This is a genomic window from Leisingera aquaemixtae, from assembly GCF_019801145.1.
In the GTDB taxonomy this organism is placed as follows: domain Bacteria; phylum Pseudomonadota; class Alphaproteobacteria; order Rhodobacterales; family Rhodobacteraceae; genus Leisingera; species Leisingera aquaemixtae_A.
Genome location: NZ_JAHVJQ010000003.1, coordinates 241,614 through 262,768, shown reverse-complemented (window position 1 = coordinate 262,768; position 21,155 = coordinate 241,614). Strand labels below are relative to the sequence as shown.

Genomic DNA, 21,155 nt, shown 5'->3' with positions numbered 1-21,155 from the left:
TCACGGATTGAAACAGGAAAGCCCCGGAACTTCCGGGGCTTTTTGCTGTGCGGTGCGGCCCTGACGCCGGAAACGGAAACAGCCCCGAAGGGAACAGAGCGGGGCTGTTTCGCATTCTGATGCCGCGCTCCGGCAGCAACAGTATCTGTGCGCGGTCCTGTGTCAGCCCGCCTGGCGGATCAGCGCCTGCAGTTCATGCCCCAGGGGCGCCGCCAGCGACACGCCCTTGCCGCCCATCCGCGCCTTGGAGGAAATCACCGACACCAGCTGCGGCAGCCGCCCGGGCCGGGTCTGCAGCACCGGCGAGCCGGACGCCCCGAAATCAACCCGGCAGCTGGTCACGACCGAGGTTTGCCGGGCCGCGATCACATGGCAGGCGCTTTGCAGCCGGGGCGAGGTGGCATTGCTGTGCGAATAGGACATCACGTCCACCCGTTCGCCCTTTTCCGGCGCCGCGGCCAGCGACAGCGGCCGCACCAGATCGCCGCTGATCGCCCGGTCCAGGCGCAGCACGGCAATATCGGTGCCGGTCTGGAACTGGCCGGTCTGGCCGTGCCGGTAGCCGGGGTGGATGACCGCCTTGGCGACCCGCCGCGCGGCCTTGGACTGGCGGCCGTTGAGACCCGCCTCGAAGGTGATACTGCGCGGGCTCACCGCCCGGCCATGGCGGATATCATACATGCAGTGCGCGGCAGTCAGCACCAGGTCCGGCGCAATCAAAGTGGCGGTGCACATGGCCCGGCCGCCGATGTTGAGACGGCCCACTGCCTCCCAGCCAGGCACCCCCTGCACAGCGCCCTGCCCGCCTGCGGCTGCGGCGCTGCATCCGATGGCGATAGCGGCGGCAATTCCAAGTAATCGTCTCATGACTCACACTCCATGTTCCCACACCGCCATGTTCGGTGAGTCCTGAGGCTGGAATGCGGCCTGCTGCGGTGCCGCGCTGGCAGAAAGATGCGCAGAATGAGACAGGCTTAACAGAGAGTTAACAGGCACCCGTTTCGCCGCGGCAGCGGCGCGGAAACCCCTTATTTACTTAACGGACGCGCTCAATTTTCGGAAAAACCATATAAAAACAACGGAAAATCCTTCCTGTTCCGTTAGGAAAGAAATTCAGGATTTTCGCTGGTTTTACGGCGCAAGCGGGCATCGCCGGTAACTTCACGATCCAATTGCGGCGGAAATGAGCCTTAACAAATGGCTAAACACCGGCGCCCGGCTCCGCCCAATTGCTTAACCGCAGCCCGCAGCTTTGGGGAGAACAGGCGGGAACCGGCTCACCCGGCGCCTTGCGAAACCCGCGGCTTGCCCCCGCAAACGGCGCACGGCACAACTGAAAATCCCGCTCCCTCGCAAATGGACCCCGTGCATGCGCCTCACCCTGATCCTGACCGCCCTGCTGGCCGTTGCCGCCTGCGATGTGCCGCTGATACCGCTGATCTGAAGCAAAAAAGCCCCGGCATCTGCCGGGGCCTCGATTAACTTTCCTCGGGCAAACACGCCCCGCTTATTTCTGCGACACCCGCTTGTGCACCTCTTCGGCGCTCTCCACCCGCTCCGAATAGCGGTCCACCAGGTAATCCTTGCGGCCGCGCACCAGCCAGGTGAACTTCACCAGCTCTTCCATGACATCCACCAGGCGGCGGTAGAACGGGCCTTCGGGCAGGCGCTCGCCCTCTTCAAACTCCAGCCACGCCTTGGGGATCGAGCTTTGGTTCGGGATCGTCACCATCCGCATCCAGCGGCCCAGGATGCGCATCTGGTTGACCGCGTTGAAGCTTTGCGACCCGCCCGACACCTGCATCACCGCCAGCGTCTTGCCCTGGGTGGTGCGGATGCCGCCCTGCAGGGACAGGGGCAGCCAGTCGATCTGCAGCTTCATGATGCCGGTCATCGCGCCGTGGCGCTCCGGGCTGGACCAGACCATGCCCTCGGACCAGACCGCCAGCTCGCGCAGCTCCGCCACCTTGGGATGCTCCGCCGCGCCCGCATCATCCGGCAGCGGCAGGCCGGAGGGATCGAAGATCCGCGTCTCGCAGCCCAAGGCCCGCAGCACCCGCGCCGCCTCCTCCGCTGCCTTGCGGGAGTAGCTCACCGCGCGCAGGCTGCCGTAAAGCAGCAGGATACGCGGCGGGTGGCGCGGATCACCCGGCGCCGCCAGCATGTCCACGTCAACCGGATGCAGCTGATCCGCCGCTATTCCGGGCAGTTCGCTCAGGTCGGGGCTGTCAGGCACTTTCTTCTTCCAGATGCAGTTTCATATCCAGCAGCACCTGCTGCAGCAGCACCGTCTCGCGCAGCAGCCGCTTGGCCTCATTGACGGTGATGATGCCGTCTTCCATCGCGGCCTGGTATTCGCACATCAGCTGGGCAAACCGCTGGCTGAGGGCAATCACATCCGAATTGACGCCGCCGCTGCGGCCGGTTTCCTCGGCGCTGCCGTTGCCATTGTAGGACAGGGTGATGTTCTTCAGGTCCGCCAGCGCCGACGTCACATGCGGAAAGGACGACGCGCTTTCCAGCTTGGCCACCGCATCCACCGGCATGAACCGGTCCGCGTGTTCGGCGTTATCCGAATAATAGCGCCCCAGCGTCGCCTTGGATTTCCCGGTGATCTGGCAGGCGGCTTCAATGCCCACATCCTTGACCAGCGCTTCCGTGTGCTTCTTCAGATACGTCCCGATTTCAGCCATATGCATCCTACCTGGCGTGACCGCCGCCCCCGGTTAGGGGAACGAAGCGGTTAATTTCCCATGTCCGAGTTGTAGAGGAATTGCGATACCTTATCCATCCCTCAGGTTTTCAGGGATTTAGCTAGTGACATGATGCGATTGGCATCGGTTGTCCAGCGAAGCAGGCGGGTGAGTGACGTCCTGCTTTCAGGGTAATTGGTCTGCCCGGTACTTGCGCTCTCCGGGGCATCTGGCGTTGGCCGTCAAAGGGGTTTTGTTCCGCCCCGGCCGCGCCTGCCCCGGGAGCCTTCCTGTTGCCGAATGCAACCAGGCCCGCACTTCCCGCACGAATCCGGTTTTCCCTGCCCGGCAGGGCGGCTAAACCCGCCGCCATGGCCAAGCTCTATTTCAATTACTCCACCATGAACGCGGGCAAGTCGACGGTGCTGCTGCAGGCCTCGCACAACTACCGTGAAAACCGCATGGACACTTACCTGCTGACCGCGCGGCTGGATGACCGGGCCGGCAGCGGCAGGATCGCGTCGCGCATCGGCATCGGCGAGGACGCGGACATGTTTGCTGCGGGCGACGACCTCTATGCCCGCATTGAACAGCGCCTGGCCCGCGGCCCGCTGGCGGCGATTTTTGTCGATGAGGCGCAGTTTCTGGAGCCTCAGCAGGTCTGGCAGCTGGCCCGCGTGGTCGATGACCTGCGGGTGCCGGTGCTGGCTTACGGGCTGCGGGTGGATTTCCAGGGCAACCTGTTCCCCGGCTCCGCCACCCTCTTGGCGCTGGCCGATGAGATGCGCGAGGTGCGCACCATCTGCCACTGCGGCAAGAAGGCCACGATGGTGGTGCGCCAGGACGAACAGGGCCGGGTGATGACCGAGGGCGACCAGGTGCAGATCGGCGGCAATGAGACCTATGTCTCGCTCTGCCGCCGCCATTGGCGCGAGGCCACCGGCGACACCCCGAAAGACAGAACAGCCGCCCTCTAGGGCGGCTGCGTCTTTCCGGTTGGCGGATCAGCCGGGGTTACACCCGGTTCGGCAGCACCTCGCCGGCCAGATAGGCGGCAACGTTGTCCAGCGCCATATGGCCCATGTTGCTGCGCACCTCCTCGGTGGCGGTGCCCAGATGCGGCAGCAGGGTGGCGTTATCCAGATCAATCAGCGCCTGCGGCACCTTGGGTTCGAACTCATAGACGTCCAGACCCGCGCCGCCGATGCGGCGGTTTTGCAGCGCGTCGATCAGCGCCGCCTCCTCCACCACTTCGCCGCGGGCGATGTTGATCAGATGCGCATGGGGCTGCATCGCGTTCAGCACCTCGGCGTTGATCAGATGCGTGGTTTCGGCGCCGCCCGGCACCGCCACCACCAGGAAATCCACCTCGCCCGCCATCGCAATCAGGCTCTCGGCGCGGTCCGCGGGGAAGTCCAGATCCTTGGGGGAGCGCGCCACATAGGACACGTCCATGCCAAAGCCGAAATGGCAGCGCCGCGCAATCGCCTGGCCGATCCGGCCCATGCCGGCGATGCCGACGCGCTTGCCGGTGGCGTGCAGGCCCAGCATCTGGGTCGGGTGCCAGCCCTCCCAATCGCCCTTGCGCAGCATCCGCTCGCCCTCGGAGGCGCGGCGCGCCGACATCAGGATCAGCGTCATCGCGATATCGGCGGTGGCATCGGTCACCGCGCCCGGCGTGTTGGTCACCTCGACACCCGCCGCCCGCGCGGCCTCGACGTCGATGTGGTTGTAGCCGACGCCGAAGTTGGCCAGCAGCTTGCAGCGGGGCGTGCCCGCCTTGGCAAAGATCTCCGCCGTGAACCGGTCGCCCAGCGTCGGCACCACGATGTCGAACTCGGACAATGCGCGCAGCATCTCCGCCTCGCTCATCACCGCGTTGGTCTCGCGGATTTCCAGATCAGCAAACGCCTCCCGCGCCCGTGCCGTGACCGCTGCCGTCATCGGCCGCGCAATCCAGATTTTCATTTCAGTGCATCCTCCCGCCCAGCGGTACCGTTCCATCGGGACCCGCCAGGAATATCTCTCCGTTTTCATCCGGCAGGCCCAGAACCAGGATCTCTGACATGAACTTGCCGATCTGCCGCGGCGGGAAGTTTACGACGGCCAGAACCTGCTTGCCCACCAGCGTTTCCGGCATGTAATGCGCCGTAATCTGCGCTGAGCTCTTTTTTACGCCAATATCCGGCCCGAAATCGACCCAGAGCTTGATTGCAGGCTTGCGCGCCTCGGGAAACGGCTCCGCGCGCACAACTTCGCCGACGCGGATGTCGACCTTCATGAAGTCATCAAAGCTGATCTCAGCCACGCGACAGCTCCTTGGAGCGGTTGGTTGCCGCCGCCACCGCGCGGTTCAGCAAGGCCGGGAAACCGTCGTCATCATCCATCAGCACCTCCAAAGCGGCCTGGGTGGTGCCGTTGGGGCTGGTCACATTGATGCGCAGCTGGCTTGGGCTTTCCTCTGCCGCCTCTGCCAGCGCGCCGGCGCCGGCAACAGTTGCTTTGGCGAGCTTCATCGCCAGTTCCGCAGGCAGCCCCTGCGCCTCGCCCGCGGCGGCCAGCGTTTCGATCAAGTGGAACACGTATGCCGGGCCGGAGCCGCTGACGCCGGTGACGGCATCCATCTGCCCCTCGTTTTCCAGCCGCACAACCTGGCCCACGGCCTGCAGCAGCCCCGCGGCGCGGTCCAGATCCGCATCGCCCGCATGGGCATTGCCGATAATCGCGGTAATGCCCCGGCCCACGGCGGCCGGCGTGTTCGGCATCGCGCGGACAATGGGCGACTGCGCGCCCAGAACATCCTCAAAAGTTGCGATCGAGGTGCCGGCGGCAACGGAAATAAACAATGTGGAACCATTGCCGTAGCTCTGCAGCGTCGGCAGTGCTTCACCCATCATCTGCGGCTTCACGGCGATCAGAACGATTCCCGGCGCCGCGGGCAGCTCTGCGTTGATGTGAACGCCGGTGCCCTTCAGCCAGTCCGACGGGTTCGGGTCGATCACCCAGACCGAGGATGCGGGCAATCCGCCCTCCAGCCATCCGGCCAGCATCGCCGATCCCATCTTGCCGCAGCCCAGCAGCACCAGGCCGCGTGCAGCAATATCCTGCATATCCATCTTAAGCCCCTCCCCTTGGTGTCAGGTTCAGGGCTCAGGTTTACGCCCGGCCGTAAGCCTCTGCAATGGCGACCTGCATCGCATCCTGCGGGCTGCGCTGGCCCCAGACCGCCAGCTGGATCGCCGGATAGTAGCGCTCCGCATTGGCCACCGCGGCGTTCAGCATCGCGTCGATCTGCTGCGGGCTGGCCATCTGGCCGCCGGACAGCATCAGCCCGTAACGGAACAGCATCAGCTTGTGGTCCTCCCAGTAGGTGAAGGAGCCTTCCCAGCACTGGTCGTTCATCCGGTTGATCAGCTCGTAAAGCCGCGGCAGCTCTGCCTCCGGCGGCTCCATCTCAAAGCTGCAGACCAGCCGCAGGCATTCCTCATAGCCCGACCAGGCCAGCGTCAGCGAATAGGTGCGCCACTGCCCTTCCACCGACATGGCGATCTGATCGTCCCCGACCCTGTCGAAATCCCAATCATGGTGCGACGCCAAAGTCTCAACGATGTCGATCGGATGGACGTCTTCTTCCAGGTGAAGCTCGGATAGTGCCATGATGCCACCTCTCTGATTGCCTAGCTAACCGGGCACAGCGGCACCCTATAGCTGGTTTTTTGTGCTATGGGCCGGGGAGGCATCCCCGCTCCCATACTAGATATGGTGGGCCTGAATTGATGTTCTGGCAACCTTTATTTTGGGGATATCTGCAATAACTTGTGGATGAACTATCCACAGACCCCCAAATGCCGGCATCGCGACTATGGGGCGGGCAAACCCAAAGGTAAACCCCGGACGGCCTTGGACGGGTCCGGAAATTGCGGTCTCTGAAAGCCTGCGCAGCCCGCCTCAGGACGGTTCCGCCAGCTCCGCATCCAGTGCGTCAAAAGAGACAGGCCAGAACTCCGACAGGAAACCCACCGCCTCCTGCTCCGAGACCTCCGACCGGTTGCCTGCACCGTCATAGGCCCGGCCCATGGTATAGCGCAGCGCGGTGCCGTCCCCGTCTGGCGTCAGATGGTAGGTTTCGGGCAATTCGATGCCGTCGCGGCCCGGGTCCTTGATCCGGGTCGAGAAATACTCGAACGGCTGCCAGTCGGTGACGCGGTAGACAAACTCCGCCAGGGAATGGCCGCAGTGGTAGACCGACCCGGCCCCCAGGCGGCCGTCCGGATTGTCCATCTCCATGGTGCTGACCTGATCCATCCAGCGCAGTTTGAACTCGGGCGCGGTCAGCGCCTCCCAGACCAGCTGCGGCGAGGCCTTGAACCGGCGCCGGTAGGTCCAGATCCCGTCCGCCTCCTCCAGGAAATCCCGCTCCTGCCCGGCCCGGAACCGGTCCCAGGCGCGGGCCAGGTCATAGACCTGCATGGACACGTCGCCGAAATGCTCAAACGGCTGCGAATAGGGCTCCATCGCCGCCTGCAGCTGCATCGCCTCTACCGCCGCATCGCTGAACAGCGCATAGCTGCGCACGCCGGTTTCCGCCGCCGCCTCTGTCTTGGTCATCCGGTGCACCAGGATTACGTCGGCGCCGGACAGATCCTTGACCGGCCCCACCTGCATCTCGTCAAAGGCGCCGTAGTGGACGATCACCTTCAGGTCCAGCCCGCCCGCATTGGCGCAGGCGCGGCAAGGACAGGTGGTGTTGGCAACGATATCCTGCCGCCGGGCGGCAAAGGCGTTATAGAGGTTCTCGCAGAACGTGAGCAGCAGATCGCCGGAGACCAGCTCAGCCTGGGTCGAATAGGCCAGTACCGCGTCGCCTTCCAGCTTCCAGAAGTGCAGCGGCTCGCCGACCTGCTCCGCCACCGCCTGCAGCAGCGACTGCAGGATCGGGTTGGCATGGTCCAGCTCCGACGAGGTCAGGAATTGCGTGTACCCGGAAATATCCGCAATCAGCATATAGCCGTTTTGTGCCGTCATCGTACCTGTCCCCTGCAAATCACACATGGGCGCCGCACGGCTGCCCCGGGGCAAGTATAGCAGAACACATCACAAATTGCGCATAGAAGACGGATTGGCGCCGCCTAGGCTGCCAGGCGCAGCCCGGCCGGCCCTGGCCGGGCCGGCGCAAAGTTCAGCGGAAGGCCGGCCCGTGCGCCCAGACGGTCAGCGACTTGCGCTCGCCGCGGGTGACCGGTGTCACCTGATGCAGCAGGAAGCTGGGGAACACCGTGGCGCTGCCCTGCACCCGGCTGGCCGCCACCACATGGGCGCCCGGCATGATCTCCAGATCGCCGCCGTCATAGGAGCCGGGCTTGCTCAGCTGCACCACCAGGCTCAGCTTGCGCTTGCCCGCCACCGGCCCGTCGCCGATGTCGGAATGCCAGGCGAAATGACCGCCGTCCTTGGCCTTGTAGCTGGCCGCCTGCGGGCTTTCGGCAAACTCGCGCAGGTCGAACCCGAACCGCTCCTTGTTGGCGCGGCGCACCACAGAGATCAGCCGGTCCATCACCCAGCTGGTGCCCGGCACATCGTCCAGCCACACCACGCTGCCCCGGCGCAGGTTGTGATCCCGGGTCTGCCCGACCAGCAGCGCCTCGCTGTCCGGCGCCTCTTCCGCCTTGCGGATGATTTCCGCGCACTCCTGAGTGCTGAACGCCCCCGGCACCGTATAGACAGACACCATGCTGTGATCCCTCTGATGAAGCTGAGGCAGCATGTACCGCGCGGCCTGCAAACCGCTGCGCAGTTTTCGACCCCGCGGGCGGAAAGCGACCTGTTTTTGCGTCCGGCCCGGCAAGGCAGCCATGCGCGGAATACAGACCCTGCCTGCGGGCGGACACCCCGCCCCCGCCCAAGACGCCCAGGACACGAAAAAGCCCGCCGCAGCATCACGCCGCGGCAGGCTCTGTTTCACCGCAGGGCGGGCAACCCGCCCGCCAGCGCCTTGGCTTACTTCTGCGCTGCCTCCAGCGCGTCCAGCCGCGCCTTCAGCGCCTCGTTCTCCTCGCGCGCCTTCTGCGCCATCGCGCGCACCGCGTCAAACTCCTCGCGGGTGACGAAATCGCGGTCGGCCAGCCAGCGGTCGATCATGCTTTTCATCGCGGTCTCCGCCTCGTCCTTGGCGCCCTGGGCCACGCCCATCGCATTTGTCATCAGCTGCGAAATATCGTCCAGGATCTTGTTGCGGGTCTGCATGTTCTTCTCCGTCTCGGGGTCAGCACCTATATGGGCAAGCAGGCGACCGGCTGCAAGCCGTTGACTTCCCCCAAAGAGCAGAGGCATTCAGACGCACATGCAGGCCATGATCCAATTCCCCGACCTCTCGCCCGAGATCTTCTCGATCGCCATCGGCAGTTTCGAATTCGCCCTGCGCTGGTATGCGCTGGCCTATATCGCGGGCATCGTCATCGCCTGGCGGCTCGCCGTCGCGGCGCTGCGCCGCCCCGCGCTGTGGCCCGCCGGGCAGCCGCCGATGAAACCGCAGCAGGTGGAGGATCTGCTGACCTGGATCATCATCGGTGTGATCGCGGGCGGGCGGCTCGGCTTCGTTCTGTTCTACCAGCCGGCCTATTACCTGGCGCACCCGGGCGAGATCCTGAAGATCTGGCAGGGCGGCATGGCCTTTCACGGCGGGTTGATCGGCGTGATTCTGGCCACCCTGATTTTTGCCGCCCGCCACAACATCCCGAAACTGCAGATCTCCGACCTGGTTGCCCACACGGTGCCGCCGGGGCTGCTGCTGGGACGGCTCGCGAATTTCGTCAACGCAGAGCTCTGGGGCCGCCCGACGGACTTGCCCTGGGGCGTGGCCTTCCCCGGCCAGGCGGCACAGGACTGCGGCCAGGCGCTGGGAGAGCTTTGCGCCCGCCACCCGTCGCAGCTCTATGAAGCGCTGATGGAGGGGCTGATCCTTGGCGCCGTGCTTCTCTATCTCGCCTGGCGCCGGAACGCCTTCCACACCCCGGGCCGCCTCTTGGGCGTGTTCCTGGCGGGCTACGGGCTTGCGCGGTTCATTGTCGAGTTTTTCCGCCAGCCGGACGCCCAGTTCGTCACCCCCGGCAACCCGCTGGGGCTGGCCTGGCACATTGACGGCATCGGCCTCACCCAGGGCCAGGCGCTGTCGCTGCCGATGATCGCGGTCGGCCTCTGGTTCCTGATCCGCGCCCGCCACGCGGCCCGGAGCACGGCATGAGCCTCAGCGACCACCTCGCCGCCCGCATCCGCGCCGATGGCCCGATGTCCGTCGCCGACTACATGGCGGACTGCCTGCTGCACCCGCAGTTCGGCTATTACACCACCCGCGACCCGCTGGGCGCCAAGGGCGATTTCATCACCGCGCCGGAAATCAGCCAGATGTTCGGCGAGCTGATCGGCCTCGCGCTGGCGCAGGCCTGGCTCGACCAAGGGTCGCCTGCGCCTTTCACGCTGGCAGAACTGGGACCGGGCCGCGGCACCCTGATGGCGGACCTCTTGCGCGCCACCCGCGGCGTGCCCGGCTTCCACGCCGCCATGCAGATCCATCTGGTCGAGGCCTCGCCACCCCTGCGCGCGGCCCAGGCCAAGGCGCTGGAGGGCTACGCGCCGCAATGGCTCGGCACGGCGGACGCCCTGCCCGCCCAGCCGCTGTTCCTGGTGGCAAACGAGTTTTTCGACGCCCTGCCCATCCGCCAGTTCATCCGCACAGGCGGCCACTGGAGCGAAAGACGCATCGGCCTCGCGGACGGCGCGCTTGCCTTCGGCCTCAGCCCCGCCGCGCCGCAGCCCGCGCTGGCGCACCGGCTGCAGGACACCAGCGAGGGCGATCTGGTCGAACTCTGCGAACCCGCGGTTCCCGTCACCCAGGCCATCGCCGCCCGAATCGCTGCCCATGGCGGCGGCGCCCTGATCGTGGATTACGGCGACTGGCGGGCGCTGGGGGACACCCTGCAGGCCCTGCGCGCGCATGAACCCGCCGGCCCGCTGCAGGATCCCGGCCAGGCCGACCTCACCGCCCATGTGGATTTCGAGGCGCTGGCGATGGCCGCAAAAACCAAGGGTTGCGGCTTCACCCGCCTCACCCCCCAAGGTGTGTTCCTCGAACGGCTGGGCATCACCGACCGCGCCCGCGCCCTGGCCGCCCCGCTGCAGGGCGCGGCGCTGGACTCCCTGATCGCCGCACATCGGCGGTTGACGCACCCGGAGGAAATGGGAAACCTGTTCAAAGTGCTCGGCCTCTACCCGCCTCAGGCCGCCCCTTTGCCAGGATTGAACCCATGACGCTTGAAATTCTCACGTCCGATCTGCTTGGCCCGGTGCGGCACGGGTTCTTCACCCGCAGGGGCGGCGCATCCTCCGGCATCTACCGGGGTCTGAACTGCGGCCTCGGCTCCACCGACCAGCGCGAGGCGGTGCAGATCAACCGCAACCGCGTGGCTGCCGCGATGGAGGTGCCGCCGGAGAACCTGAGCGCGGTGCATCAGGTCCACAGCGCCGATGTGCAGGTGGTGACGGAACCCTCGCAGGACCGGCCGCAGGCGGACGCAATGGTCACCAATGTGCCCGGACTGGCACTTTCGATCCTGACCGCCGACTGCCAGCCGGTGCTGTTCTGCGACCCCGGGGCGGGCGTCATCGGCGCCGCCCACGCGGGCTGGCGCGGCACCCTCGACGGGGTGCTGGAAGCCACTTTGGAGGCGATGGAAGGCCTCGGCGCGCGGCGTGAAAACACCGCCGCGGTGATCGGCCCGACGATTTCCCAGCGCGCCTATGAGGTCGGACCGGAGTTCTTCGAGGACTTCATGATGCAGGACGACGGCTATGCCCGCTTTTTTGCCAACGGCGAGGGCGACCGCTACCTGTTCGACCTGCCCGGCCTCGGCCTGCACAAGCTGCGCCAGGCCGGTATCGGCGCCGCGGAATGGAGCCGCTACTGCACCTATTCCGACCCGGAGAAATTCTTCTCCTACCGCCGCGCCACCCACGCCAAGGAGGCCGACTACGGCCGCCTGATCTCCTGCATCCGGCTTTAAGGCCCCGTTAACCAGCGCAATTGTGGCGGTTTTGAATAAATTCCGCCCCATTCCCGGCCGCCGTCCCGGCACCGGCACGCGCCAGTCCCGCATTTCCCTGTGAAATCAGATGCTTGAAAAAGACCCCGGATCATTCCCGGCGGGGCAGCTCCATGCGCCGCCGGGGCGCAAAATGCCCCCGCCACGCCATAATCAGGGCGCAAAGATTACCCATAAAAAGGTCAGACCAGCAAGAACAGCAGCCGCCCGGCGTCAGGGTGCAGCTGCCGGGCGAAGGACAGACCTGATTATGAAAATGAACAAGCGCTTCATTGCCTCCATCATCCGCTCCGCCAAGAGCGAAACTGCCCCCCTGCCCTGGGCCGCCGCCCGGCGCGGCGCGGGCCGGGCGCGCAGCGGCGGCGCGATGCGGAAACTGGGTTAACGCCGGGGACGGATGCCCCGGCAGCGGCAACCCCTGGCGCAGCCGCGCCAGCCCGGCCTGCCGCCTAAGGGGCATCCAACCGGCCTTGTCCGATACCGTGCGGCGGCGGCTCCGGCACGCCGCCCCGCATTAACCAGTTTGCTTCAGATTTTTTGACAATTCGAATTAAATCCTGCCAATTAGGGCGCATACATATCGTTCAAGCACGTCTGTGTTGCCGGTGGGGGCCGATGCATGCGGGCAGTTTGAAAGGAGAGGTCTGCTGTCATGACCATCCCCCAGTCGCTGCAGCGCGCTGCAGCCAACGCCGTCGAGGCCACTGCGATCCTGCAGGATCCCGCTGCGCTGCGCAGCGCCAGCAAGCCGCAGCTGCGCCGCTATGAGGTCAGCTGCCTGCTGCCCGGCGGCGCCATCGCCGAAACCCGCCACATTGCCCCGGCCCTGCCGCTGTTCGAAAACGCTTTCTGCGCGTTCTCCCGCGGCTCGCTGGTGGACACCGCAAGCGGCCCCATCGCGGTTGAGGACCTGCTGCCCGGCGACGAAGTCCTGACCGAGGACGGCGGCAGCCAGCCGCTGGTCTGGGTCGGCCGCACCTGCGTGCTGCCCGGGCGCGCCGGCGGCAGCCCCCGCAGCTGCAGCCTGACCAGTTTCATGGCCGACAGCCTGGGCCTGCAAAAGCCCGCCGCCAGCCTGGTGGCCGGCCCCGCCGCACGGCTGCTGCGCACGCCGCCGCACATGCAGGGCAGCGGCAGCAGCAAGCTGCTGACCCTGGCATCGGAATTCCAGGACGGCATGAGCATTTTCGAGACCGCACCGCCGGCGCCTGTCGACCTCTACCACCTCTGCCTGCCGCGCCATGCGGTGATCACGGTGGCCGGCCTGCCGTTTGAATCCTACCACCCGGGGCCGGACGCGCTGAAGCTGGCGAGCTATGCAATCAAGACGCTGTTCCTGAACCTGTTTGCCCATACCGACAGCATCCAGGGCTTCGGCCCGCTGGCGCACCCCCGGGCCGACAGCATCAGCCGGCCCGGGCCGGCAATCCTGTAATCCGGGACCGGCGGCCCCCTCATCGGGCCGCTGCGGCCGCTCAGTTCATGCCGCGGACGTAGCGCACCAGCTGGTCGGCGTTGAAGTGCTCCTCTTCGATGATCGCCTTCATCAGGTCGCCGATCGACACGATCCCGGCCAGCTGCCCGTCCTTCAGAACCGGCAGATGCCGCACCCGCTTCTTGCTCATCAGGGCCATGCAGGCCTCGGCGCTCTGGCCGGGGTCGACACAGGTGAAATCGGTGGCCATGACATCCGCCAGCGGTGTCGCGGGCGAAGTCTTGCCCGCCAGGAAGACATTGCGGGTATAGTGCCGCTCGGTGAAGATGCCGGCCAGCTCCCCGCCGGACACCACCAGCACCGAGCCAACGTCATGCTCTGCCATCAGCTCCAGGGCATCGACCACCATGGCCTCGGGCGGAAGCGTGTGGAGCGTCTTGCCCTTGCCATCAAGAATTTGCTGAACAATTGCCATCGCCGCACCTCCAGTCGGCGGAACAACGGCCGGCTCAAACCGATTGCACCGGCAAGCCCCGCCTTACCAGCATCCCGGGTTTCCCCGTTCTGTCAATGACTTGGATCAAGATGCGGGGCATCAGCCCCCGGAACGGGCAGCCTGCCGGCAGCGGCTTTGGCTCAGGCCTCGCGCGCCAGCCGCTCCTCCAGCACCTCAAACGGCACGCCGGGCTCATCCTTGGCGCCGCGGATCACCAGCGAGGTCTTGACGCTGGCCACATTCGGGGTGGTCAGCAGATCGCCGGTCAGGAAGCTCTGGAAGGTGCTGAGATCGGGGGAGACGCATTTCAGGATGAAATCCACCTCGCCGTTCAGCATGTGGCACTCGCGCACCAGCGGCCAGCTGCGGCATTTCTCCTCAAAGGCGCTCAGCTCCGCCTCGGCCTGGCTCTCCAGCCCCACCATGGCAAAGACCTGCACCTCGAACCCCAGCTCGCGCGCGTTCACATCCGCGTGGTAGCCGTGAATCAGACCGGCCTCCTCCAGCGCCCGCACCCGGCGCAGGCAGGGCGGTGCGGAAATGCCGACCCGCTTGGCCAGCTCCACGTTGGTCATCCGCCCATCGGCCTGAAGCTCCGACAAAATCTTGCGATCAATCGGATCAAGACGGGTTGTGACCATGCCGGAAACTCCTGTGAACTTTGCGTTTCTTATAGCACCGCCGCCGGGCTGCGCAATATTGTTTCATCGCCGCGCAATATTCTTTGCAGAGCGGGCGCGCAAGCCACAAATCCGCCCTGCCGCCGCAAAACCGCATCCCGCGGCATACCGCGCCAGGGATGACAGCCGGGGGTTTAAGCCTGCGGGTCCTGCCGCTATATGCATTGCCTGACGGCGGCAAGCCCGCCAGGCTGCATTACGTGGGGAACACACATGAGCGAGACGCGCCACACCAAGGTTCTGATCATCGGCTCCGGGCCTGCCGGCTATACCGCGGGGGTCTATGCCGCCCGGGCCATGCTGGAACCGGTCCTGGTCCAGGGGATCGAGCCCGGCGGCCAGCTGACCACCACCACCGAGGTCGAGAACTACCCCGGCTTCACCGAGGTGCAGGGCCCCGACCTGATGATCAAGATGCAGGAGCACGCCCAGGCGATGGGCTGCGAAGTGATCGGCGACTACATCACCTCGCTCGACACCTCCGCCCGCCCGTTTGTGGCCAAGGCCGACAGCGGCACCACCTACACCGCTGACGCGGTGATCCTGGCGACCGGCGCCCGCGCCAAGTGGCTGGGCCTGGAATCGGAAGAGAAGTTCAAGGGCTTCGGCGTCTCGGCTTGCGCCACCTGCGACGGCTTCTTCTACCGCGGCCAGGAGATCGTGGTGATCGGCGGCGGCAACACCGCCGTGGAGGAGGCGCTGTTCCTCACCAACTTCGCCTCCAAGGTGACGCTGATCCACCGCCGCGACGAGCTGCGCGCCGAGAAGATCCTGCAGGACCGCCTGTTCAAGAACGAAAAGATCGAAACCCTGTGGTTCCACACCCTCGAAGAGGTCGTCGGCACCGACAACCCGCTGGGGGTCGAGGGCGTCGTGGTCAAGAACGTGCAGACCGGCGAAGTCAAGGAAATCCCCTGCAAGGGCGTCTTTGTCGCCATCGGCCACGCCCCCGCCAACGAGCTGGTCAAGGACGTGCTGGAGCTGCACAACGGCGGCTATGTCAAGGTGAAGCCCGGCTCCACCGAGACCTCGATCCCCGGCATCTACGCCGCCGGCGACCTGACCGACCACAAGTACCGCCAGGCGGTCACCTCGGCCGGCATGGGCTGCATGGCGGCGCTGGACGCCGAACGCTTCCTGGCCGAGCAGGAGTAACCGGGATGCCGCACGATTTCGACGCGCAGCGGGCCGGAACCGTTGCGGCATTCAACGATCTGCAGGCCGAACACGGCCTGCCGGAGGTGGCGGACGTGGATTATTTCTTCGTCCCCGCCCGCACTGGCGCCGACTGGCGCCCGCTGGCCGAGGAGCTGAGCCGCGAGGGCTACAGCTGCAGCTGGGTCAGCGCTGATGAGGCCGAAGGCGGCAGCCCCTATCTGGCCGCCACCCTGCCGGACCAGATCATCTCTGCCACCGGCATCTGGATCGGCGAGGAAGTCGCCACCCGCGCCGCCCTCTCCCGCGGTTTTGCCCCCGACGGCTGGGAGCTGGAGGGCTGAACCCGCCCGAAACCCGCCATTGACCCCGGCCCCGCCGCCCCGCAGTCTGCATCCCGGAAACCGCGAACAGGAGGACCGGGGTGGCAAGCGCGCTCTGGCAGGGCAACTGGATCACCCGCACCCGGATCACCACCGGGCTGGTGCTGCTGGCCTATGCCTTCTTTCACTTCATCAACATCGGCCTGGGGCTGCTGTCGCCGGAATGGATGGATGACTTCCAGGACGCGCGGCAGGTCATCACCCGCAGCCTGCCGGGCAGCCTGATCCTCTATGCCGCGCTAATCCTGCATCCGGGCCTGGCGCTCTGGAATCTGGCCAAGCGGCGGACGCTCAAAATGCGCTGGGGCGAGGCGCTGCAGACCGTGCTCGGCCTGCTGATCCCGCTGCAGCTGCTGGCGCATGTGGTCTTCACCCGCTACTCGCACGAAATCTACGGCGTCAATGACGAGTACCCCTATCAGATCGTGCTGATGTGGGCCTCGCCCGAGGCCTGGCAGCAAAGCCTCTTGCTGCTGGCGGTCTGGATCCACGGCTGCATGGGGCTGCACTACTGGCTGCGGCTCACCCGCTGGTGGCGCCCGCTGATCCCCTGGATGGCGGGGCTTGCGGTGTTCATCCCCGGCTTCGCCCTCGCCGGCTTCCTGACCGAGGGCCGCCGCATCCACGGCCTGTTCGTCGAGGGCACCGAACGCGCCGCCCTGATGGAGGATTTCAACTGGCCCAGCCAGCAGGCCTTTGCCGAACTGTTCGAGGCTGAGCGCCTGTGGCTCGCCATCTTTCTCCTGCTGCTCAGCCTCACCGCTGCCGCCTTTATCCTCCGCAAGCTTGTGCGCCGCCGCCGGGCGGTCGCCATCCGCTACGCCTTCGGCCCCGAGATCCGCGCCGAGCGCGGCATGACGCTGCTGGAGATGTCGCACGCGGGCGGCGTCCAGCACACCTCGCTTTGCGGCGGCAAGGGGCGCTGCACCACTTGCCGGGTGGTGGTGGATCAGGGCGGCGAGACCCTGCCGCCGCCCGCCCCGCCCGAGGCCCGCAGCCTGGCCCGGGTCCAGGCGCCCGCCAACATGCGGCTCGCCTGCCAGATCCGCCCGCAGGCGCCGCTCACCGTCACCCGCATGTTCCGCCCCGACGGCCGCAAGGGCCGCGCCCATGCCAGCCAGGGCACAGAACAGCAGCTGGCCATTCTGTTCCTCGACATCCGCGGCTTCACCGCCCGCGCCGCCGGCCAGCTGCCCTATGACGTGGTGTTCCTGCTGAACCGCTTCTTCGACGCCATCGTGCCCGCCATCACCAGCTGCGGCGGCACCGTCGACAAATACCTGGGCGACGGGCTGCTGGCCCTGTTCGAGGCCCCCGCCCCGGCCCGTTCGGCCGAGGCCGCGCTGGAGGCCGCCGCCGCCATCGGCAGCGCGCTGCAGGAGTTCAACGCGCAGCTGGCCGCGGACGGCGAGCCGGAAATCCGCATCGGCATCGGCGTGCATCTGGGCGAGCTGGTGCTGGGCGAGATCGGCAGCGCAGGCCACGCGCCGCGCACCATCATCGGCGGCAGCGTCAACGCCGCCAGCCGGCTGGAAGCCAAGACCAAGGAACTGGGCGTCGAACTGCTGATTTCCGCCCGGGTGCTGGACGCGGCCGGCTACGACTCAGCCCGCCTGCCGCTGCAAACCTTCCAGCTGCGCGGCGTTTCGCGGCCGCTGGCCGCCCTGCCGGTGGCCCATGCGGCGGCGCTGCCGCGGACCCTGGCCGGAGAACAGAATTAGGCGCCCGGCCCGCCGCGCAAAACGAATGTTTCCCGCAACGCCCCCGCCCCGCGCCAGCCATCCGGCGCAGCCGGCAAATGGCGGACAACCGCCCCCGCCGCCGCATCCGTGGCAGCCCTGCAACGCAGCAAAAAATCGCCAATTCTCGGCAATTCACCCTTTGCATCCGGGCCGAACCATGCAATGCGTTCACGCGTGAACACACTTTGACCTGCTGACTGCTGCCTGAAACCGTGCCTGAAACCGCGACCCTTTCCACCCCGGACGAGGAAGACCTGCTCTTCCGCCTCCTGCGCCAGCTCGACGCGGCGCCGGACGCCTCGCAGCGGGTGACGGCTGCGGCGCTGGGGATTTCGCTGGGGCGGCTCAACACCCAGCTGCGGCTGGCGGCAGAGGGCGGCCTGATCACCGTCAGCGCCCGCCCCGGCCCCGACAAGCGGCAGCGGTTCGCCTATACGCTGACCACCCGCGGCGCTGCGGAAAAAGTGCGGCTCACCGATCAATTCCTCGCCCGCAAGCTCGCAGAATACAACGCGCTGCATGCGGAACTCACCGGCTCCGCTAGCGGCCTCCCCCCTCTCAAACACAGGACCCATCCGATGCAAAGCAACCTGGCTCCCATCCCTGAGCTTTATGTCTCCTACGAAAGCGCCCAGAAACTGAAGGTCGAAGCAGCCGACCTGGTCAGCTGGGACCTGACCCCGCGCCAGATCTGCGACCTGGAACTGCTGATGAACGGCGGCTTCAACCCGCTCAAGGGCTTCCTGTCCGAGGCCGACTACAACAGCGTCGTCGACACCATGCGCCTGACCGACGGCTCTCTGTGGCCGATGCCGATCACCCTGGACGTCTCCGAAGACTTCGCGTCCAAGCTGGAAGCGGGCCAGGACATTGCCCTGCGCGACCAGGAAGGCGTGATCCTCGCCACCATGACCGTCACCGACAACTGGCTGCCGAACAAGGCGCGCGAGGCGGAGAAGGTGTTCGGCGCCGACGACGACGCCCACCCGGCGGTGAACTACCTGCACAACACCGCGGGCAAGGTCTACCTGGGCGGCCCGGTCACCGGTATCCAGCAGCCCGTCCACTATGACTTCCGCGGCCGCCGCGACACCCCGAACGAGCTGCGCGCCTACTTCCGCAAGCTGGGTTGGAACAAGGTTGTCGCCTTCCAGACCCGCAACCCGCTGCACCGCGCCCACCAGGAGCTGACCTTCCGCGCCGCCCGCGAAGCCCAGGCCAACCTGCTGATCCATCCGGTGGTCGGCATGACCAAGCCGGGCGACGTCGACCACTTCACCCGCGTGCGCTGCTACGAAGCCGTCCTGGACAAATACCCGGCCGCCACCACCTCCATGTCGCTGCTGAACCTGGCGATGCGCATGGCCGGCCCGCGCGAGGCGGTCTGGCACGGCCTGATCCGCAAGAACCACGGCTGCACCCATTTCATCGTCGGCCGCGACCACGCAGGCCCCGGCAAGAACTCCGCCGGCGAAGATTTCTATGGCCCCTATGACGCGCAGGACCTGTTCCGCGAGTTCCAGGGTGAAATGGGCATCGAAATGGTCGACTTCAAACACATGGTCTATGTGCAGGAGCGCGCCCAGTACGAGCCGAACGACGAGATCGCAGACCGCGACAACGTCACCATCCTGAACATCTCCGGCACCGAACTGCGCCGCCGCCTGGCCGAAGGCCTGGAGATCCCCGAGTGGTTCTCCTTCCCCGAGGTGGTTGCCGAGCTGCGCAAGACCAAGCCGCCGCGCTCCAAGCAGGGCTTCACCGTGTTCTTCACCGGCTTCTCCGGCTCCGGCAAATCCACCATTGCAAACGCTCTGATGGTCAAGCTGATGGAAATGGGCGGCCGCCCCGTGACCCTGCTGGACGGCGACATCGTGCGTAAGAACCTGTCGAGCGAGCTGGGCTTCTCGAAAGAGCACCGCGACCTCAACATCCGCCGCATCGGCTATGTCGCCTCCGAGATCACCAAGAACGGCGGCATCGCCATCTGCGCCCCGATCGCGCCCTACGCGACCACCCGCCGCGCCGTGCGCGAGGACATCGAGCAGTTCGGCGCCTTTGTCGAAGTGCACGTCGCCACCTCGATCGAGGAATGCGAGCGCCGCGACCGCAAGGGCCTCTACAAGCTGGCCCGCGAAGGCAAGATCAAGGAGTTCACCGGCATCTCCGACCCCTACGACGTGCCGGTCAACCCGGAACTGTCGGTCGAGACTGAAAACGTCGACGTCGACAACTGCGCCCACCAGGTTCTGCTGAAACTGGAAAGCATGGGCCTGATCAAGGCCTGAGCCTGACGCCGGCATGAAACAACAGCGGCCCGCCAATTGGCGGGCCGTTTTGCGTTTGTCAGACCGGAGGCATTCCGAGCCGCCACACCACTGCCCTATTTGGCTCGGCGGGCAGCGCCTGCACCACTGGCAATTAAAAAGCCGACGATAGCCCGCACCTCTCGAACGGCCTCTGTCTCCGGCCAATTTCCGCCATATTTTCGAGGCAAACCGGCGGCAGCGTTTCCATTACGAACCTTAGAGACTCGCCTTATGTCCAAAGCAGATTTTCAAAGTCGTTTGCAGCGCATTAACGCCGCCCCGCCGCTGCGACAGCCCGCTGATCTGTCCATCCCGCAAACGGAGCAGGCCCGGGTGCAGAAGACGAACTACGGCCTTCTGACCTTGGGCGGGGCTGTCGTGTTGCTGGGGGTTCAAGCCATCAAATACACGAATGCGAACTACATACCTATTGAAGACAGCATAGGGACCGCAGCGTCGATTGGGCTTTGCTTTGCAGCATATGTTGTTTTCCTGGCCGGGATCGTTGCAGTGGCGCGCGCAATAATCAAAAGACGCATTGCGCAACCCGTGCTGCAGTCCACAAAAAGGGCGCGTGCGTTCACCTCGCTTTCCGGCTTCATTCTTGGCACAATCGCGTGTCTCATTATGTTCATGTCTGCGGCGGCACGGTTCATCGAAACAGAAGCAGCTGAGCTTTTTTCCCTTGGCAGCAGTCTGATTGCCTTTCTTCTCTTTCTTCTGTCCGCGCTGCTGGGTCTGATTGGACTGTTTTTCCGCGGCTACACGCTTCACCGATACGCGCTCTGGCGCTTCCCGGTCTATTTTCTGTATGGCGGGGTGCTGACCTATGCCGCTGTCCGGGTTGCCGGGATCAATTTGCTCAAATGGCCGTCTTTCATTGCTATGTTGCAATGATCCATTTCGCCGGGGCTTGCTGCGAGCCGTAAACTCCGGAACTGTCGGTCGAGACCGAAAACGTCGACGTCGACAACTGCGCCCATCAGGTTCTGCTGAAACTGGAAAGCATGGGCCTGATCAAGGCCTGAGCCTGACCGGCACAGCAAGAAACAAGAGCGGCCCGCCATCTGGCGGGCCGTTTTGCTGTGGAGCACGCGATAGCCAGTTATGAGCCCAGCGCCGGAAATGCTGTAATATGCAGGAAAGAACTCATGACTAAGAAACCAT

At 65.7% G+C, this 21,155-nt stretch carries 23 protein-coding genes; 11 read left to right on the top strand and 12 right to left on the bottom strand.

What is annotated here, in order from left to right; all coding sequences use genetic code 11:
• Positions 1-162: 162 nt before the first annotated feature.
• The 3 genes from KUW17_RS08635 to KUW17_RS08625 all read right to left on the bottom strand — a co-directional run bounded on the left by KUW17_RS08635 (position 163) and on the right by KUW17_RS08625 (position 2,693).
• Positions 163-867 carry a trypsin-like serine peptidase gene (locus tag KUW17_RS08635; RefSeq protein WP_222478039.1) on the bottom strand — a complete coding sequence of 235 codons (705 nt, stop codon included), beginning with the start codon at positions 865-867 and terminating at the stop codon, positions 163-165.
• A 640-nt stretch (positions 868-1,507) separates the two neighbouring features.
• Positions 1,508-2,236, bottom strand: a complete 729-nt coding sequence (gene arsH / locus KUW17_RS08630) for an arsenical resistance protein ArsH (protein ID WP_222478037.1) — start codon at positions 2,234-2,236, stop codon at positions 1,508-1,510.
• Entirely contained in the window at positions 2,229-2,693 is a 465-nt protein-coding gene (locus KUW17_RS08625) for a hypothetical protein (protein ID WP_222478034.1), read from the bottom strand. Before KUW17_RS08625 ends, arsH begins: the two co-directional genes overlap by 8 nt.
• Before the next feature lie 371 nt (positions 2,694-3,064).
• On the opposite strand from KUW17_RS08625, the gene KUW17_RS08620 reads away from it, so the two are divergent.
• A complete protein-coding gene (locus KUW17_RS08620) occupies positions 3,065-3,670 on the top strand; it encodes a thymidine kinase (RefSeq protein WP_222478032.1) in 606 nt (201 codons plus the stop codon).
• A gap of 37 nt (positions 3,671-3,707) precedes the next feature.
• Here the strand turns inward: KUW17_RS08620 and KUW17_RS08615 are convergent, their stop codons facing one another.
• From KUW17_RS08615 to KUW17_RS08585, 7 genes are all read right to left on the bottom strand, one after another.
• Complete coding sequence (locus tag KUW17_RS08615) at positions 3,708-4,661, bottom strand: 2-hydroxyacid dehydrogenase (RefSeq protein ID WP_222478030.1); 954 nt, start codon at positions 4,659-4,661, stop codon at positions 3,708-3,710.
• Position 4,662: 1 nt separating this feature from the next.
• Positions 4,663-5,001: a tRNA-binding protein gene (locus KUW17_RS08610; RefSeq protein ID WP_222478028.1), complete on the bottom strand. Its 339-nt coding sequence runs from the start codon at positions 4,999-5,001 to the stop codon at positions 4,663-4,665.
• Positions 4,994-5,809: a pyrroline-5-carboxylate reductase gene (proC, locus tag KUW17_RS08605; protein ID WP_222478027.1), complete on the bottom strand. Its 816-nt coding sequence runs from the start codon at positions 5,807-5,809 to the stop codon at positions 4,994-4,996. The genes KUW17_RS08610 and proC overlap by 8 nt, the downstream gene beginning before the upstream one ends.
• 40 nt (positions 5,810-5,849) lie before the next feature.
• Positions 5,850-6,350, bottom strand: a complete 501-nt coding sequence (locus KUW17_RS08600) for a YbjN domain-containing protein (RefSeq protein WP_222478024.1) — start codon at positions 6,348-6,350, stop codon at positions 5,850-5,852.
• A gap of 291 nt (positions 6,351-6,641) precedes the next feature.
• The gene (locus KUW17_RS08595) at positions 6,642-7,718 is read right to left on the bottom strand and encodes a DUF2652 domain-containing protein (RefSeq protein WP_222478022.1); all 1,077 of its coding nucleotides are present in this window, start codon (positions 7,716-7,718) and stop codon (positions 6,642-6,644) included.
• Between the two features lie 154 nt (positions 7,719-7,872).
• Entirely contained in the window at positions 7,873-8,424 is a 552-nt protein-coding gene (locus KUW17_RS08590; RefSeq protein WP_222478705.1) for a 2OG-Fe(II) oxygenase, read from the bottom strand.
• A 266-nt stretch (positions 8,425-8,690) separates the two neighbouring features.
• Positions 8,691-8,936, bottom strand: a complete 246-nt coding sequence (locus KUW17_RS08585) for an accessory factor UbiK family protein (RefSeq protein ID WP_174146461.1) — start codon at positions 8,934-8,936, stop codon at positions 8,691-8,693.
• Positions 8,937-9,033: 97 nt separating this feature from the next.
• On the opposite strand from KUW17_RS08585, the gene lgt reads away from it, so the two are divergent.
• The 5 genes from lgt (at position 9,034) to KUW17_RS08565 (ending at position 13,223) form a co-directional block, all read left to right on the top strand.
• Positions 9,034-9,933 (top strand): prolipoprotein diacylglyceryl transferase, encoded by a 900-nt coding sequence (gene lgt, locus KUW17_RS08580; protein WP_222478020.1) that lies wholly within the window; start codon positions 9,034-9,036, stop codon positions 9,931-9,933.
• Positions 9,930-10,997: a class I SAM-dependent methyltransferase gene (locus tag KUW17_RS08575; protein ID WP_222478018.1), complete on the top strand. Its 1,068-nt coding sequence runs from the start codon at positions 9,930-9,932 to the stop codon at positions 10,995-10,997. Before lgt ends, KUW17_RS08575 begins: the two co-directional genes overlap by 4 nt.
• Positions 10,994-11,749 carry a peptidoglycan editing factor PgeF gene (pgeF, locus tag KUW17_RS08570; protein ID WP_222478016.1) on the top strand — a complete coding sequence of 252 codons (756 nt, stop codon included), beginning with the start codon at positions 10,994-10,996 and terminating at the stop codon, positions 11,747-11,749. Before KUW17_RS08575 ends, pgeF begins: the two co-directional genes overlap by 4 nt.
• A gap of 289 nt (positions 11,750-12,038) precedes the next feature.
• The gene (locus tag KUW17_RS23320) at positions 12,039-12,173 is read left to right on the top strand and encodes a hypothetical protein (protein ID WP_261397115.1); all 135 of its coding nucleotides are present in this window, start codon (positions 12,039-12,041) and stop codon (positions 12,171-12,173) included.
• A gap of 267 nt (positions 12,174-12,440) precedes the next feature.
• On the top strand, positions 12,441-13,223 hold the full coding sequence (locus tag KUW17_RS08565; protein WP_222478014.1) for a Hint domain-containing protein: 783 nt from the start codon (positions 12,441-12,443) through the stop codon (positions 13,221-13,223).
• A 40-nt stretch (positions 13,224-13,263) separates the two neighbouring features.
• Here the strand turns inward: KUW17_RS08565 and KUW17_RS08560 are convergent, their stop codons facing one another.
• On the bottom strand, positions 13,264-13,698 hold the full coding sequence (locus KUW17_RS08560; protein WP_222478012.1) for a CBS domain-containing protein: 435 nt from the start codon (positions 13,696-13,698) through the stop codon (positions 13,264-13,266).
• A gap of 161 nt (positions 13,699-13,859) precedes the next feature.
• On the bottom strand, positions 13,860-14,360 hold the full coding sequence (locus KUW17_RS08555; protein ID WP_174146456.1) for an Lrp/AsnC family transcriptional regulator: 501 nt from the start codon (positions 14,358-14,360) through the stop codon (positions 13,860-13,862).
• A 252-nt stretch (positions 14,361-14,612) separates the two neighbouring features.
• Between KUW17_RS08555 and trxB the strand changes: the two genes are divergently transcribed.
• From trxB to KUW17_RS08530, 5 genes are all read left to right on the top strand, one after another.
• Positions 14,613-15,554: a thioredoxin-disulfide reductase gene (trxB, locus tag KUW17_RS08550; protein ID WP_222478010.1), complete on the top strand. Its 942-nt coding sequence runs from the start codon at positions 14,613-14,615 to the stop codon at positions 15,552-15,554.
• A gap of 5 nt (positions 15,555-15,559) precedes the next feature.
• A complete protein-coding gene (locus tag KUW17_RS08545) occupies positions 15,560-15,898 on the top strand; it encodes a ribonuclease E inhibitor RraB (RefSeq protein WP_222478008.1) in 339 nt (112 codons plus the stop codon).
• 80 nt (positions 15,899-15,978) lie between these two features.
• A complete protein-coding gene (locus tag KUW17_RS08540) occupies positions 15,979-17,658 on the top strand; it encodes an adenylate/guanylate cyclase domain-containing protein (protein ID WP_222478006.1) in 1,680 nt (559 codons plus the stop codon).
• 599 nt (positions 17,659-18,257) lie between these two features.
• Positions 18,258-19,967 carry a bifunctional sulfate adenylyltransferase/adenylylsulfate kinase gene (locus KUW17_RS08535; protein WP_409996773.1) on the top strand — a complete coding sequence of 570 codons (1,710 nt, stop codon included), beginning with the start codon at positions 18,258-18,260 and terminating at the stop codon, positions 19,965-19,967.
• Between the two features lie 252 nt (positions 19,968-20,219).
• Entirely contained in the window at positions 20,220-20,885 is a 666-nt protein-coding gene (locus tag KUW17_RS08530; RefSeq protein WP_222478002.1) for a hypothetical protein, read from the top strand.
• Positions 20,886-21,155: the final 270 nt, after the last annotated feature.

Excerpts from the sequence above, each read along its gene's own strand:
- KUW17_RS08635 (WP_222478039.1), bottom strand. The coding sequence starts at position 867 with ATGAGACGATTACTTGGAATTGCCGCCGCTATCGCCATCGGATGCAGC.
- KUW17_RS08625 (WP_222478034.1), bottom strand. The coding sequence starts at position 2,693 with ATGGCTGAAATCGGGACGTATCTGAAGAAGCACACGGAAGCGCTGGTC.
- KUW17_RS08620 (WP_222478032.1), top strand. The coding sequence starts at position 3,065 with ATGGCCAAGCTCTATTTCAATTACTCCACCATGAACGCGGGCAAGTCG.
- KUW17_RS08615 (WP_222478030.1), bottom strand. The coding sequence starts at position 4,661 with ATGAAAATCTGGATTGCGCGGCCGATGACGGCAGCGGTCACGGCACGG.
- proC (WP_222478027.1), bottom strand. The coding sequence starts at position 5,809 with ATGGATATGCAGGATATTGCTGCACGCGGCCTGGTGCTGCTGGGCTGC.
- KUW17_RS08600 (WP_222478024.1), bottom strand. The coding sequence starts at position 6,350 with ATGGCACTATCCGAGCTTCACCTGGAAGAAGACGTCCATCCGATCGAC.
- KUW17_RS08595 (WP_222478022.1), bottom strand. The coding sequence starts at position 7,718 with ATGACGGCACAAAACGGCTATATGCTGATTGCGGATATTTCCGGGTAC.
- KUW17_RS08590 (WP_222478705.1), bottom strand. The coding sequence starts at position 8,424 with ATGGTGTCTGTCTATACGGTGCCGGGGGCGTTCAGCACTCAGGAGTGC.
- KUW17_RS08585 (WP_174146461.1), bottom strand. The coding sequence starts at position 8,936 with ATGCAGACCCGCAACAAGATCCTGGACGATATTTCGCAGCTGATGACA.
- lgt (WP_222478020.1), top strand. The coding sequence starts at position 9,034 with ATGCAGGCCATGATCCAATTCCCCGACCTCTCGCCCGAGATCTTCTCG.
- KUW17_RS08575 (WP_222478018.1), top strand. The coding sequence starts at position 9,930 with ATGAGCCTCAGCGACCACCTCGCCGCCCGCATCCGCGCCGATGGCCCG.
- pgeF (WP_222478016.1), top strand. The coding sequence starts at position 10,994 with ATGACGCTTGAAATTCTCACGTCCGATCTGCTTGGCCCGGTGCGGCAC.
- KUW17_RS23320 (WP_261397115.1), top strand. The coding sequence starts at position 12,039 with ATGAAAATGAACAAGCGCTTCATTGCCTCCATCATCCGCTCCGCCAAG.
- KUW17_RS08565 (WP_222478014.1), top strand. The coding sequence starts at position 12,441 with ATGACCATCCCCCAGTCGCTGCAGCGCGCTGCAGCCAACGCCGTCGAG.
- KUW17_RS08560 (WP_222478012.1), bottom strand. The coding sequence starts at position 13,698 with ATGGCAATTGTTCAGCAAATTCTTGATGGCAAGGGCAAGACGCTCCAC.
- KUW17_RS08555 (WP_174146456.1), bottom strand. The coding sequence starts at position 14,360 with ATGGTCACAACCCGTCTTGATCCGATTGATCGCAAGATTTTGTCGGAG.
- trxB (WP_222478010.1), top strand. The coding sequence starts at position 14,613 with ATGAGCGAGACGCGCCACACCAAGGTTCTGATCATCGGCTCCGGGCCT.
- KUW17_RS08545 (WP_222478008.1), top strand. The coding sequence starts at position 15,560 with ATGCCGCACGATTTCGACGCGCAGCGGGCCGGAACCGTTGCGGCATTC.
- KUW17_RS08535 (WP_409996773.1), top strand. The coding sequence starts at position 18,258 with ATGCAAAGCAACCTGGCTCCCATCCCTGAGCTTTATGTCTCCTACGAA.
- KUW17_RS08530 (WP_222478002.1), top strand. The coding sequence starts at position 20,220 with ATGTCCAAAGCAGATTTTCAAAGTCGTTTGCAGCGCATTAACGCCGCC.